Source organism: Muriicola sp. SD30 (assembly GCF_041205185.1).
Lineage (GTDB): Bacteria > Bacteroidota > Bacteroidia > Flavobacteriales > Flavobacteriaceae > Muriicola.
Genome location: NZ_JBGEWB010000001.1, coordinates 1,015,728 through 1,029,924 on the forward strand (window position 1 = coordinate 1,015,728; position 14,197 = coordinate 1,029,924).

The window sequence follows — 14,197 nt, forward strand, 5'->3', positions numbered from 1 at the left end:
CTTCGAAATTTTTTATGGAAGCAAAAATTCAGAAAGTAGCGGTTTTTACCTCCGGAGGAGACTCTCCCGGAATGAATGCTGCCATCAGATCAGTCGTTCGTACCTGTGCCTTTATGAAAATTGATTGCGTAGGGATTTACAGGGGATATGAAGGAATGATTGAGGGGGATTTCCTTCCCATGAATGCTCGAAGTGTCAATAATATTATCAACAAAGGAGGCACCATATTAAAATCTGCCCGCTGTGAAGAGTTCAGGACAAAGGAAGGAAGACAGAAAGCATACGATCAGCTCAAATCGGAAGGTGTAGACGCCATGGTCGTAATTGGGGGTGACGGTAGTTTCACAGGTGCCCTTTTATTTAATGAAGAATTTGGAATACCTGTCATAGGAATACCCGGAACTATTGACAACGATATATTCGGCACCCGTTATACCCTTGGTTTCGATACGGCTATCAATACGGCTATGGAGGTCATAGATAAGATCCGCGATACGGCCAGTTCTCATCACCGACTATTTTTTGTTGAGGTAATGGGAAGAGATGTAGGTCATATTGCATTAAATGCAGGGGTAGGAGCAGGAGCGGAAGAAATTCTGATACCAGAGGAAAACCTGGGTCTGGAACGTCTTTTAGATTCCCTTAAGCGGAGCAAACTCACCGGGAAGTCTTCTAGTATTGTGGTTGTAGCCGAAGGGGATACAACTACCGGTAAAAATGTCTTTCAGCTAAAGGAATATGTAGAAGAAAACCTTCCCATCTACGACGTGCGTGTTTGTGTACTGGGGCATATGCAACGCGGGGGTTCACCCACTTGTTTTGACAGAGTACTGGCAAGCAGGATGGGAGTGAAGGCGGTAGAAGCACTTTTGGATGGAAAGACAAACCTTATGGTAGGAATCCTGGATGACGATATTGCTTTTACTCCGATAAGTGAAGCGATCAAAGGAAAAACGAAAATAAACAAGGAGCTCATAAGAGTCTCCGATATAATGAGTACATAAAAGAAAGAATATGGCAACATTAAAAGTAGGAATAAACGGATTTGGTAGAATTGGAAGATTGGTCCTCAGATCTATCGTAAAAAGAGATGGGATTGAGGTAGTTGCAATCAATGACCTTCTGGACGTAGAGCACCTGGCCTACCTCCTGAAATACGATTCAGTACACGGAAGGTTTGACGGAACAGTGGATGTTAAAGACGGCCATCTGGTTGTTGATGGGAAAACTGTAAGGATTACAGCAGAAAGGGATCCAAAAAATGTAAAATGGGATGCCGTAGGAGTGGATATTGTTGCGGAATGTACCGGTATTTTCACTACGATGGAAACTGCTCAATATCACATCGATGGCGGGGCTAAAAAAGTAGTGATCTCTGCACCATCAAAAGATGCGCCTATGTTTGTCATGGGAGTGAACCATAAGGAAGTAAAAGCTTCGGACAAAATCGTTTCCAACGCTTCCTGTACCACAAACTGTCTGGCGCCAATGGCCAAAGTACTTAATGATTCCTTTGGAATTGAAGAAGCACTGATGACTACAGTTCACGCCACCACAGCTACACAGCTCACCGTAGACGGTCCTTCAAGAAAGGATTACAGAGGCGGTAGAAGTGCCATGCTTAATATTATACCTGCCTCGACAGGTGCAGCAAAAGCTGTAACAAAGGTTATTCCTGCACTGGAAGGAAAACTCACCGGAATGGCGTTCAGGGTGCCTACGGCAGATGTTTCAGTGGTTGACCTTACTGTAAAACTTCAGAAAGATACTTCCTATGAGGAGATTAAAAAAGCCTTTAAAACAGCCTCCGAAGGAGAATTAAAAGGAATTCTTGGATATACGGAAGAACTTGTTGTTTCTCAGGATTTTGTTGGTGACCCCAGAACCAGCATATTTGATGCCGATGCAGGGATCGAATTGAATCCTAGATTTTTTAAAGTGATTTCATGGTACGATAACGAAGCAGGATATTCCAATAAATTAGTAGACCTGGCTCAATATATCCACAAGCTCTAAGGGCTGATTCTTAACTCTAAAAAATCCTTAGAATAGGTATATTTTGCTTATTTTAAGGATTTCTTTTTTAAGCGTAATTCTATGATATTAATAGTAGATAGCGGAGCGACAAAAGCAGACTGGATCGCACTGGATGAAAAGGGCGAAGAGGTTTTTATGACGCAAACCCTTGGCCTGAGTCCGGAAGTACTGACCAGGGAGGTCATCGAAGATCGACTGGCAAATAACTTTGAGATTTCAAAGAGTAAATCCAAGGTTAAACGACTCTATTTTTACGGAGCCGGTTGCGGTACAGATCGGATGAAGAAGTTTCTGCGGAATATCTTTAAATCGTTTTTCACAAATGCCAAGATTGAGGTAAAGGAAGATACCTATGCTGCGATCTATTCAACAACCAAGGTAGGATATCAGGGAATTGTATGTATCCTGGGAACGGGCTCTAATTGCAGTTACTACGATGGTCACCAATTATTTCAAAAGGTGATTTCTCTGGGGTACATCCCCATGGACGATGGAAGTGGTAACTTTTTTGGGAGAAAACTGATTCGGGATTATTACTTCCATAAGATGCCTCAGGCCCTAGGTCATAAATTTGCCAGTGAATACAACCTCGATCCGGATGTGATCAAGGAAAACCTCTACAAACAGCCCAACCCAAATACCTACCTGGCTACTTTTGCCCGTTTTCTGATTGAAAACAAGGACCATCCTTATTGCAAAGGTGTAATAGACAAGGGATTACAGCAGTTTGTAAATAACTATATTATGCAGTTCGAGCTGGCTACCAAGGTGCCCATTCATTTTGTGGGAAGTATCGCCTATTTCCTGCGTGATGAGTTAAAAGCCGTACTGGAACGGAACGATCTTGTAACCGGAGTTATCAGACAACGACCTATTGAAGGCCTGGTTGAATTTCACAAAGCAACTATCTGATAGCGATCATCGAGATCTCCACATTGACAAACTTCGGGAGATTGGCAACTTCAACCGTTTCACGGGCAGGAGCGTAATCCGAATCAAAATAAGAAGCGTAAACTTCATTGATTTCTGCAAATTGCTTCATATCCTTTACAAAAATAGAAGCCTTAACAACCTGCTCAAAGCTCATACTGGCCTTGGTAAGAATTGCTCTGAGGTTTTCCATGCATTTTCTGGTCTCCTCTTTAATATCTCCTTCAATCAGTTCCCCGCTATTCGGATCCAGGGCGATCTGGCCGGAAATAAAAAGAGTATTGCCGGCTAGTATGGCCTGACTGTAAGGCCCGATGGGGGAAGGGGCTTTGGAAGTGTGAATAATTTTTCTACTGCTCATTTCCTGTAGTATTTTGGGTTTATCTTCTGGGTGGCTGACTCCGGTTTTCCCATTTGAGATCCTGCAAAATGGAACTCTTGATCCCAATAAAGAAATACCAGCGTTCAAAGTCGCCGAAAGGTGTCCAGTTAAATCGCAGATTAAAACTCTTTAGGTCGCGTTCAAATCGCAATTGGGTTACTGTAAAACCTTGGTTTTTAATATCATAACCTGACGAAACTCCTACCTTCCAGCGCGGAGCCAACTCTATATTTCCCGAAAACATCAGGGAATGGCTCGAGAATTCGTTTTGTCGGTTACTGTTATTGTAGTTCGCTGCATATTGAAGCCTCAGGTCCCAGGGAATCTTTGTTCTGTACCTGGGGTTTTCTATATCGTCAGGGTCACGATTTTTAAAACTACTCTCGTTAAAATTGTCGGCAGCACCAAAAAGGTCATCCGTCCTTCCCCCGCTGGCTGCCACGTAATTCTGGCCGTCATAAGGATCTTCTTCTTCTCTGTCATCCTCGTCCTTTGCTCCAAAATCCTTGCTACTGATATTGTAGCTGATATTCATCCTCGCATTAGTTAGCCTCAGAAGGCTCCCGCCATTATTAATATTTAAGGTATTTATTCTCCTACCATTATTGTCGATAGCATAAGGATCAAGGCTAGCGCCGAAGTTTACAGACATTTTGTTTTTCAGCAAATTGGTACCCCCACTCATGCTAACCGGACTAATTTTTAAGGAATCGGCTTCAAAGTTGTACCCTGATGAGAAATTAAGGCTGTTGAGGAGCTGTATCTTTTTAGGTTCGGTTGCTGTTGAATCCTTATCCCGCACTTTTGCCTCAAGAGTGTTTTGCAGTGAAAATGTCAGGGCATTGGATTTTCCAAGTCGGGGTGCTCCGTAAATTGTATTCTGAAAACGACTGTATTGGACAATATCACCACTAACTTCATTCAGGTATTCGTCGTAATACTGCTCAAAAGAAGGAGCGTATCCATAACTTACCGTAGGTCTGACCACATGTCTTAGTGCCTGGAATTTTTTTCCCTCTCCAAAAGTGAAGGTTCCGTAAAGAGTAGTTCCCACACTAGCACTAAAGTTGTATTGATTATAGCGGTCAAAACCACTTATGGTGTCGGTTACAACGGTCTGGGAATCCGGATCAAATCGCTGACCAAAGGTCTGAAGCGACCATATATCCTCATAATTCCCACCCATAGTTACACTAAAATGCTTGGCCACCTTGAAATTGGTGCTTATAGGAATCCTATGTCTGACACCTACCTTTGCATCGTCGAACATTTTACCGGTCAGGAAATCCTCATCATTTGTTCTGATGCTGTTTCTCCCATTGAGATCGTATTGAAAGTTGATGTTCTGCAAAGCTCCTTTTTTGATTCCTTCACGCGGGGCGAAGGGAAATACACGTTCCATACTTGCCTGCAGGGTAGGCAGGGTAACATCAACTACATTGGTGTTTGTGTTCTGGTTATGCGTTGCCGTCAAACTCATATTTACCGAAGGATAGGCCGGAAAAGTTTTCGAATAGGAGATAGAAGATGATAAGTTATTGGTCTGTGTCAGGGCCAGGTTCTGCTGTAGCAGAGAATTCCGGTAATACTGACTGCTACCCAGGTTCACCGAGGCCGATAGCCTGCTATTAGGGTTTGATTTAGGATCCTGTGAATGTGAGATCTGGATGTTGTAGATCGTACCCCTGCTGTAATCATCGAAACCTTTCTGGCTCACCACCTGATTTTCATATCTGAAATTGAAATTACCCCTGTATTTATATCGTTTAGAATAAACCGATTGTGCGCGGATTCCATAACTGCCGTTGGTGTAAAGGTCACCTGTGAGTGTAAGGTCTACATAATCATTAATGGGGACGTAGTACCCGGCATTCTGGAGGAAATACCCGCGGTTGGGATCATTCCCAAAAGTGGGCATCATCACCCCGGCCGTCCTTCCCACGGTAAGCGGAAAGTAGGCAAAGGGCAGGGCAATAGGTGTTGGCACATCTACTATGTATAAGTTGCTAAAGCCGGCTATCACTTTTTTCTTGGGAACAAACTTTGCTTTTCGAACCCGGATGTAGTAATCAGGATCTATAGTGTCTTTGGAAGTAGTGAGTTTCCCTTCACTTAGGAAGTAGACCGAATCATTTTCCTTCTTCGTACGTTCTGCATAGACTTTCATGGCATCACTCCCTAATTGTCCGAGACCTGCTTGTTGCTCGGTTCTCGAATTCCATATGACTGCCTTCTGGGTGTCAAAATTAAAGCGGATGGAATCGGGTATTACCACATTTTCACCTTGCTTAAAATAGGGGAGTTGGGTATAATTCCCCAGGGAGTCTTTTAACCGCCCGGCATAAACCTCGTTCTTTATATAGTCGAGAATTATAATTCCTGCTTTTAATTCCGTGTCCTGATAATATATTTCAGCCTCGTTGTAGAGGTAGATCTTTTGATCTTTCTGACTCAGTTTTACGTAATCTTTGGCCTTATATTTGATATTATCCAGTAAGAGAGCAGGCTTTTTTGGGAGTGAATCTGTGCGGACTGTGTCGGTTTGAACACTATCCTGAATAAGGCTCTGAGGTGGTAGGGGAGCTTTGATACTGTCCTGTACCGCTTTGATGGGCAAAGGTTTTTTCAGGTCCTCCTGTCCAAAAATCATTGTTGCAACCAGGAGGAACAAAGCAGAGAAAAGAAAAAGCCGTTTGTTTGATTGCAAAGCTATATATCCTATTTTTGTAATGATATGGCTTGATATTTGGAAATCAAACTTACATATATTTTTTTTCTGCCCGTAGCAGATTACAATAAATTTAACCTGAGAAAAAGAAGTAAAATTCCCCGAATACTATGAACAAAAAATTGCTTTTTACAGCTGGTTTTTTTCTCATGTTTTGTATTCAGATGATCGCGTCTAACCCACTTCCTGAAGTCAGGGGAGATGAAGGTTTTGTTGTGGTCCTCGATGCAGGGCATGGTGGTCATGACCCTGGTAACCTGGGAAATGGCTATATGGAGAAAAATATCGCCCTCAGTATCGTCCTTAAAATTGGGGAAGAGCTTAAAAAAGTCCCGGGTATCAAAGTAGTCTATACCAGGGACGATGACTCCTTTGTAGACCTTTTTGTAAGGGGAGAGATCGCCAATAAGGCAGGAGCCGACCTGTTTGTGTCGGTTCATTGCGATTCGCACACCTCCAATGCGCACGGCGCCGGCACCTTTGTTCTTGGACTCCATGCCAATAAACAGAATTTCGAGATTGCAAAAAAGGAGAACTCGGTAATCTATCTGGAAGATAATTATGAAGCCCGATATGCGAATTACGATATTAATTCTCCCGAATCGGTAATAGGCCTTACCATAATGCAGGAAGAATTTCTCGATCAGAGTATCTTGCTGGCTAAACTGATTCAGGATAATTTCACTGGTAATTTAAAGCGAAATGACCGAAAAGTGAAGCAGGCTGGTTTTATTGTCCTTCATCAGACCTTTATGCCCAGTGTCCTTATTGAAACGGGGTTCCTTACCAATAAAGAAGAGGGCAAATACCTGAATTCTTCAAAGGGTCAGGCCGAAATGGGAAAGGCTATTGCACAGGCCATCATCAAATACCGCAGTAGTATCCCGGATGAAGAAACCGTAATTTCAAATGGGCAGCCACCAGTGGCGTCGCCTGAAGTGGCCGAAATTCCTAAAAAAGCAAATCCGGACCTCAAACAAGAGGAATTACTGGAGGTTAATAAGGAAGTAAAAGAGGCAGTGGTTGAAGTGACGGAAAAATCTTCTACTGAATCCGCCGGGAAAAATGAAAATCCTGAAGAGACCAAGGAAAACACACCTAAAGCGAGGCAATTAGTAGAAAAAAGCGGAGTGACTTTCAAAGTCCAGATTATGGCAACGGCAAGAGACCTTCCGCCTAATTCACCTGAATTCAACGGTCTGAACAGGATATCAAAGGAACCGATCAAAAATTTGTTCCGATACCTCTACGGGGAAACAGATACCTACATGGGGGCTAAACTATTAAAATCTAATGCCGATATGAAGGGCTTTACGACCTCCTATATTGTGGCCTATAAAGAAGGGAAACGCATCGCGCTACAAGACGCCTTGAAATACGAAGATGAATAATGGCTTGTCTTTCGATTTTATTCATAATTTTGTTTAGAACCTAAAAACGTATCCTTGAAACTATCGCGGGAAATTAAGACTGGAATTATAGTTATCGGGGGTATTCTCCTATTTATTCTGGGATTCAGCTATTTGAAGTCCACCCCACTTTTTGATAACAGCAAGATATTTTACGCGGTCTATGACAATATTGGTGGTTTGCAGACGGGCACTCAGGTATCTATTAACGGGTTTAGCGTTGGAAAGGTTAATGATATTCAGTTTAAGGATAATAGCGGTAAGCTGGTTGTAACATTTACTGTTTCTAACGATTTTCAATTTTCCCGAAATAGCAAGGCAGAACTTTACGATACAGGGATCATAGGGGGGAAAGGGATTCAGATTAAACCTGTTTTCGACGACGCCCCAATGGCAAAATCCGGCGATACGCTTGTTACGAATACCCGCCCCGGCCTTACAGAACTCGTACAACAAAAACTTACCCCATTGCAGTTAAAGGTGGAAGGAGCAGTTTCAAATGCAGATTCCTTGTTGATGAATGTCAATGATGTTTTGGATGATGAAACCAAGAAAAATCTGCGTGAGAGTATTCAGGGTTTATCTCAGGTAATCTCGAGTTTTCAAAAAAGTGCAGGCACACTTAATGAAATGCTGTCTGAAAATAGAATGCATATCGATAGTTCTTTGAGTAATATCAATACCCTTACGGCCAATTTTGCAAGCCTGTCAGACTCTTTAGCGGCCAATAACCTGGGCGCAACAATCCGGAATCTGGAATCTACCATGAAGAATCTGGATGCTGTCCTGGAGAAGATCGAGAAAGGGGAAGGAACCATGGGGAAATTGATGAATGATGAAGAGCTGTATAAAAACCTTGCGGATGCCTCAAAGGAACTCGATTTACTGCTTCAGGATTTTCGTTTGAATCCTAAGCGCTACGTCAACGTATCCGTCTTCGGGAAGAAACAGATCGACTACACCCTTCCGCAAAATGATCCTGCCATAAATCAAGACTAATTGATGGAATACCTTCCCAACATCCTCTTTGCCCTCCTCCTGATCACAGGAATTGGCTTTTTTGCCCGGAATGTTAAAAAACTAAGACGAAATATTCTGCTGGGGAAGGCAGAAGATCTTTCCGATAACAAGCCCCAACGCTGGAAGAACATGATGAGGATTGCCCTGGGGCAGTCCAAGATGGTAGTGCGGCCTGTTGCAGGGATCATGCATATCATCGTCTACCTAGGTTTTATTATCATCAATATAGAGGTACTCGAGATCATAATTGACGGCCTTCTGGGGACGCATCGAATCTTTGCCTTTATGGGTGGGTTTTACGATTTTCTTATTGCCTCCTTTGAAGTCCTGGCTCTGTTGGTGATCCTGGCTGTTATCATTTTCTGGTTGAGGAGGAATGCATTAAAACTGGCCAGGTTTGTTAAGCCTGAAATGAAAGGATGGCCAAAGAATGATGCCAACTGGATTCTATATATCGAACTCATTCTGATGGGGCTGTTCCTCACCATGAATGCAGCAGACTATCAATTACAGCAGATGGGAGTTGCCCATTATGAGGCAGCCGGGATGTTTCCTGTAAGTCAGTTTATTACACCACTGTTCGAAGGGATGTCTGCCAGTACAGTGATTCTGATTGAGCGAATCGCCTGGTGGCTGCATATCGCGGGGATTCTCTTCTTTTTAAATTATTTGTATTACTCTAAGCATTTGCACATTCTGCTGGCATTCCCCAACACCTATTTTGGCAACTTAAAACCTAAAGGACAATTTAAAAATAACGAAGCGGTAACCAAGGAAGTAAAACTGATGATGGATCCCAATGCAGATCCTTTTGCCGCCCCAGCTGAAGATGCGGGACCTCCTGATAAATTTGGTGCTTCCGACGTACATGACCTGAAATGGGTTCAGTTGCTCAGCGCTTATACCTGCACCGAGTGTGGTCGATGTACCAATGAATGTCCGGCGAATCAGACCGGCAAAAAGCTTTCCCCCAGGAAGATCATGATGGATACCAGAGACCGACTTGAAGAAGTGGGAAAAAATATTGATAAAAACACAGGTAAGTTTGTAGACGATGGTAAACAACTCCTGGATGATTATATCAGCAGGGAGGAATTGTGGGCTTGTACCTCTTGTAATGCCTGTGTGGAGGCCTGTCCGGTAAGTATAGACCCTTTGTCGATCATCATGGATATGAGGCAGTATCTGGTAATGGAGCAATCTGCTGCCCCGGCTGAATTAAATGTGATGATGGGAAATATTGAAAATAATGGAGCTCCCTGGCCTTTTAATCAGATGGACCGACTTAACTGGGCCAATGAGTCCAAATAGAAGTAAACGAATAAGCAGAATACTATGAATGTACCCACTATGGCATCGCTGTTTGCAGAAGGAAAACAACCAGAGGTTTTATTCTGGGTGGGTTGTGCAGGTAGTTTTGATGACAGAGCCAAAAAGATCACCAAGGCCTTTGTAAAACTTCTTAATAAGGCGGGCGTATCCTTTGCAGTTCTTGGAACTGAGGAAAGTTGTTCCGGGGATCCTGCTAAAAGGGCCGGAAATGAATTTTTGTTCCAGATGCAGGCAGTTACCAATATAGAGATCATGAATGGCTATGGGGTTAAAAAGGTCGTCACTGCCTGCCCGCACTGTTTTAACACCCTGAAAAATGAATACCCCGGATTAGGGGGGACATATGATGTAGTTCATCACACCCAGTTTTTAAAGCAACTGGTTGAAGAAGGCAGGATTGGACTGAAGGGTGGAACATATAAGGGCAAGCGAATAACGTATCATGACCCGTGCTATTTGGGCAGGGCCAATGATGTTTATGAAGCTCCAAGGGAGCTGATTCGAAAATTGGATGCCGAACTGGTGGAAATGAAAAGCTGCCGTCAGCGCGGACTATGTTGTGGAGCCGGTGGGGCTCAGATGTTTAAAGAGGCAGAGAAGGGGGATAAGGAAGTAAATATCGAACGTACAGAACAGGCCCTGGAAACCCAGCCCGAAATCATCGCTGCGGCTTGTCCTTTTTGTAACACCATGATGACCGATGGGGTAAAGAATAAAGAGAAAGAGGCGTCAATTGCAGTAATGGATATCGCAGAATTAATGTCGAATGCCGAAGATCTTTGATCGTTCTGATTTTTGGAACGATTTTAGAGAAGGATTATGAAAGAATTAAAACAGTAAGTGAGTCATGTTAGTACCGTTTAACGAACTACCCGAAACATCCAGGATATGGATATACCAGGGAAACAGGAATTTCTCTGAAGAGGAATTAGGGGAAATCAACAATCTTCTTCCCCAGTTTCTGACCCAGTGGACTGCCCATGGAGCTTCTCTCCGTGCCGGGTACGAGATTAAGTACAAGCGGTTCATTATCATAGGGCTGGATCAATCCCTGTCATCTGCCTCAGGTTGTTCGATAGATGCTTCTGTACACTTTATCCAAGGACTGGAAAAAAGATTCGGCCTTGAGCTCCTCGATCGAATGAATGTCTCTTTTAAACAGGGAGATTTCATCACTTATAAATCAATGTCCGACTTTAAGAAAATGGCGAAAGCCCGCTCCATTACCAAGGATACGATTGTCTTCAATAACCTGGTAGCCAACAAACAGGAATATTTAGAGCACTGGGAAGTACCTGCCTCTGATAGTTGGCACAGCAGGTTTATCTAATCTATTCACCACAATTTCAGAGTGTTATCTCACTGTTTTACAATAATCCCTGTCGATTTTAGTTAGAATCAATGATCAGATTGCATATGCGGATAAAAAATTACTTTCTCTTGCTCTTTCTACTTTCAGCCTTTTTTGGCCAGTCTCAACAAAACCCGTTGCAGGCAAGAGATAGCGTTGCCCAAATAAAATGGGTAAACGACACCTATGAAGGAATGACACTGGAGGAGAAAATAGGTCAGCTCTTTATGGTTCTTGTGGCATCAGATCAGGACAAGGCGTCTACTGATAAGATAAAAACACTGATTGAAGAAGATCACCTGGGTGGGATCATCTTTTCAACTGGCGGACCAATGAGGCAGGCTAAACTTACCAATGAGTACCAGGCCCTGTCTAAAGTGCCTCTATTGATAGGAATGGATGCAGAATGGGGATTGGCAATGCGACTCGATTCAACCTTTGCGTACCCATGGAATATGACACTTGGGGCAATAAAAGATTCTAATGTTATAGAGGAAGTAGGATTCAGGATCGGGAGTCATGCTAAACGCCTCGGGGTTCATTTCAATTTTGCCCCTGATGTAGATATAAACATCAACCCCAGAAACCCGATTATCGGGAATCGCTCATTTGGGGAAGACCGTGAGAATGTAGCCCGGAAAGGAGCTGCTTTTGTTCGTGGGATGAGCAGAGCTGGGGTGCTGTCGAGCGGGAAACATTTCCCCGGTCATGGTGATACTGCTGTGGATTCACATAAGGATCTGCCTGTAATTCCTTTCGAAAGGGAGCGACTCGATAGTATTGAGATGTATCCCTATAAAGAATTAATCAAAGCAGGGGTTTCTGGAGTGATGGTAGCCCACCTCAATGTACCTGCTTTAGAGCCTGATGAAAAACGCCCTTCTTCCCTTTCCTCGAGTATAATCTCAGGCACTCTTAAGAATGAACTGGGATTCAAAGGACTTGTGCTTACCGATGCCCTGAATATGAAAGGTGTGACCGATTTTGCCGGGGATACCAATGCTGAATTACAGGCTTTTCTTGCGGGAAATGATATTCTGCTCATGCCCAAGGATATAAAGGCAGCCAGGGTTGCCATTACAGAGGCTTATAAGCAAGGAATAATTAAGGAAACAAGGTTGTCTGCCTCGGTAAAGAAGATTCTGATGGCCAAGTATAAGGTGGGTTTAAACACCTATCAGGAAATAGACACCAATAATTTATACAAGGATCTCAATACTATTGAAGACTATTTGTTGTACGAAAAAGCAATTGAAAATGCGATAACACTGGTAAAGAACGAGGTGTCATTGCTCCCTGTAAAAAATCTGGAAAATAAAAAGATTGCTTATGTAGCCATGGGAGATGATTCTGGTGAACAATTCCATAAGGCATTGCAGCAGTACACGGAGGTCACAAAAGTAGTGGGGAAGGATATAGGTACGCTCAAAAAAAATCTTGAGGGTTACAATGTAGTGATCGTCGGTTTTCACAAAAGCAATGACAGTCCCTGGAAGCCTTATAAATTCTCGGAAAAGGAGCTTTACTGGCTGGCTGAATTGGGGAGATCGAGGAGTTTCAATCTTGTCCTTTCAGTTTTTACCAAGCCTTATGCCCTTTTAGATCTGGTTAATTACAATGATATAGACGCTCTTGTTCTCGGGTACCAAAACAGCGAGATCGCCCAGGAGAAGACTGCTGAGGTAATTTTCGGGGCCATTCCTGCTAAAGGTGTTTTGCCGGTCTCTCTGAGTTCAGAATATTCTGCCGGACATGGTATTTTAAGCAAATCTCTTGGTCGTTTGGGGTATAGTATTCCGGAGCGAGTGGGTATTAATGGAACTTTGTTATCTGAAGTAGACACTTTGGTGAAAAATGGGATCGATTCTCTGATGTATCCCGGGGCCCAGGTGCTTGTTGCGCGGAAAGGAAAGGTGATATACAATAGGAATTTTGGTAAGCCCACTTATGATTCCGTCGATTCGATAACCTCAGATCATTTATACGACTTGGCGTCTCTTACCAAGATACTGGCTACTCTGCCGGTTGTCATGGCAATGGAAGAGGAGGGGAAGATCTCATTAAACGATACTTTTGGTGAGCTGATTCAAGCCTATGATACAACAGACCTGAAAAATGTTACGGTGTTAAAAGCACTGAGTCATTATGGTCGCCTGCCATCCTGGATTGCATTCTACCTGTCAACGCTTGACAAGAACAGGAAACCATCCAGCGAATTTTATCGATCGCGTCCGGGCCCCGGATACTCTATAGAAGTGACCAAAAATCTTTATCTCAGCGATGCCTATCAGGATTCTATTTACAATCGTATAGGCCGTCAGTCGCTTAAATCGAATCGATACCGCTATAGTGATGTAGCCTACTATGTGATGAAGAAATATATAGAAGATACCTACAAGCAGTCCCTCGACAAACTGGCAAATGAAAAGTACTATGCACCACTGGGGACCAACAATACCGGCTACAGGCCTCTGGATTACTTTGATAAGGATCGAATTGTACCTTCGGAAATTGATAATTATTATCGCTATCAGACGGTACAGGGCTTTGTCCATGATATGGGTGCAGCTATGCAGGGCGGAGTAGGGGGTCACGCAGGTCTGTTCAGTAATGCCAACGATGTTGCCAAGATTATGCAGATGTACCTGCAGGGGGGATATTACGGGGGAGATCGTTTTTTAGATTCGAGGACCATTGAAAAATTCAACAAGTGTTACTTCTGCCAGGAAAATGTGCGCAGGGGTGTTGGGTTTGACAAGCCTCAGCTTGAGGAGTATGGGCCTACCTGTGGCTGTGTATCAAGGAAGAGTTTTGGACATAGTGGCTTTACCGGCACTTATACCTGGGCTGATCCGGAAGAAGAGATCATCTATGTCTTTTTATCAAACAGGACCTTCCCTACCTCCTCTAACAACCTGCTCATCAAATCAGAACTCCGTACCCGGATTCAGCAGGCGATTTATGATTCTATTATAAAATAGAAAAGGAATTTAAATGTAATTTTACGA

At 43.2% G+C, this 14,197-nt stretch carries 11 protein-coding genes; 9 read left to right on the plus strand and 2 right to left on the minus strand.

The features are described 5' to 3' along the window. Window positions 1-14 precede the first annotated feature (14 nt). The 3 genes from pfkA (at window position 15) to AB8P51_RS04530 (ending at window position 2,949) form a co-directional block, all read left to right on the plus strand. Entirely contained in the window at window positions 15-1,004 is a 990-nt protein-coding gene (gene pfkA, locus AB8P51_RS04520) for a 6-phosphofructokinase (RefSeq protein ID WP_369747564.1), read from the plus strand. Window positions 1,005-1,014: 10 nt separating this feature from the next. After that, on the plus strand, window positions 1,015-2,016 hold the full coding sequence (gap, locus tag AB8P51_RS04525) for a type I glyceraldehyde-3-phosphate dehydrogenase (protein ID WP_369747565.1): 1,002 nt from the start codon (window positions 1,015-1,017) through the stop codon (window positions 2,014-2,016). An 81-nt stretch (window positions 2,017-2,097) separates the two neighbouring features. Next, window positions 2,098-2,949 carry an N-acetylglucosamine kinase gene (locus tag AB8P51_RS04530; RefSeq protein WP_369747566.1) on the plus strand — a complete coding sequence of 284 codons (852 nt, stop codon included), beginning with the start codon at window positions 2,098-2,100 and terminating at the stop codon, window positions 2,947-2,949. Here AB8P51_RS04530 and AB8P51_RS04535 read toward each other — a convergent pair. Further along, window positions 2,942-3,328, minus strand: coding sequence for a RidA family protein (locus AB8P51_RS04535; RefSeq protein ID WP_369747567.1), 387 nt, complete (start codon window positions 3,326-3,328; stop codon window positions 2,942-2,944). The genes AB8P51_RS04530 and AB8P51_RS04535 overlap by 8 nt on opposite strands. Window positions 3,329-3,347: 19 nt before the next feature. Next, the gene (locus AB8P51_RS04540) at window positions 3,348-6,056 is read right to left on the minus strand and encodes a putative LPS assembly protein LptD (protein ID WP_369747568.1); all 2,709 of its coding nucleotides are present in this window, start codon (window positions 6,054-6,056) and stop codon (window positions 3,348-3,350) included. 170 nt (window positions 6,057-6,226) lie between these two features. Between AB8P51_RS04540 and AB8P51_RS04545 the strand changes: the two genes are divergently transcribed. The 6 genes from AB8P51_RS04545 (at window position 6,227) to AB8P51_RS04570 (ending at window position 14,170) form a co-directional block, all read left to right on the plus strand. Further along, the gene (locus AB8P51_RS04545) at window positions 6,227-7,468 is read left to right on the plus strand and encodes an N-acetylmuramoyl-L-alanine amidase (protein WP_369747699.1); all 1,242 of its coding nucleotides are present in this window, start codon (window positions 6,227-6,229) and stop codon (window positions 7,466-7,468) included. Window positions 7,469-7,522: 54 nt separating this feature from the next. Then, complete coding sequence (locus AB8P51_RS04550) at window positions 7,523-8,485, plus strand: MlaD family protein (protein ID WP_369747569.1); 963 nt, start codon at window positions 7,523-7,525, stop codon at window positions 8,483-8,485. Between the two features lie 3 nt (window positions 8,486-8,488). Further along, on the plus strand, window positions 8,489-9,817 hold the full coding sequence (locus AB8P51_RS04555; protein WP_369747570.1) for a 4Fe-4S dicluster domain-containing protein: 1,329 nt from the start codon (window positions 8,489-8,491) through the stop codon (window positions 9,815-9,817). Window positions 9,818-9,841: 24 nt separating this feature from the next. Continuing rightward, the gene (locus tag AB8P51_RS04560) at window positions 9,842-10,621 is read left to right on the plus strand and encodes a (Fe-S)-binding protein (RefSeq protein WP_369747571.1); all 780 of its coding nucleotides are present in this window, start codon (window positions 9,842-9,844) and stop codon (window positions 10,619-10,621) included. Between the two features lie 64 nt (window positions 10,622-10,685). Continuing rightward, window positions 10,686-11,168, plus strand: coding sequence for an ABC transporter ATPase (locus AB8P51_RS04565; RefSeq protein WP_369747572.1), 483 nt, complete (start codon window positions 10,686-10,688; stop codon window positions 11,166-11,168). A gap of 86 nt (window positions 11,169-11,254) precedes the next feature. Then, complete coding sequence (locus tag AB8P51_RS04570; protein ID WP_369747573.1) at window positions 11,255-14,170, plus strand: glycoside hydrolase family 3 N-terminal domain-containing protein; 2,916 nt, start codon at window positions 11,255-11,257, stop codon at window positions 14,168-14,170. Window positions 14,171-14,197: the final 27 nt, after the last annotated feature.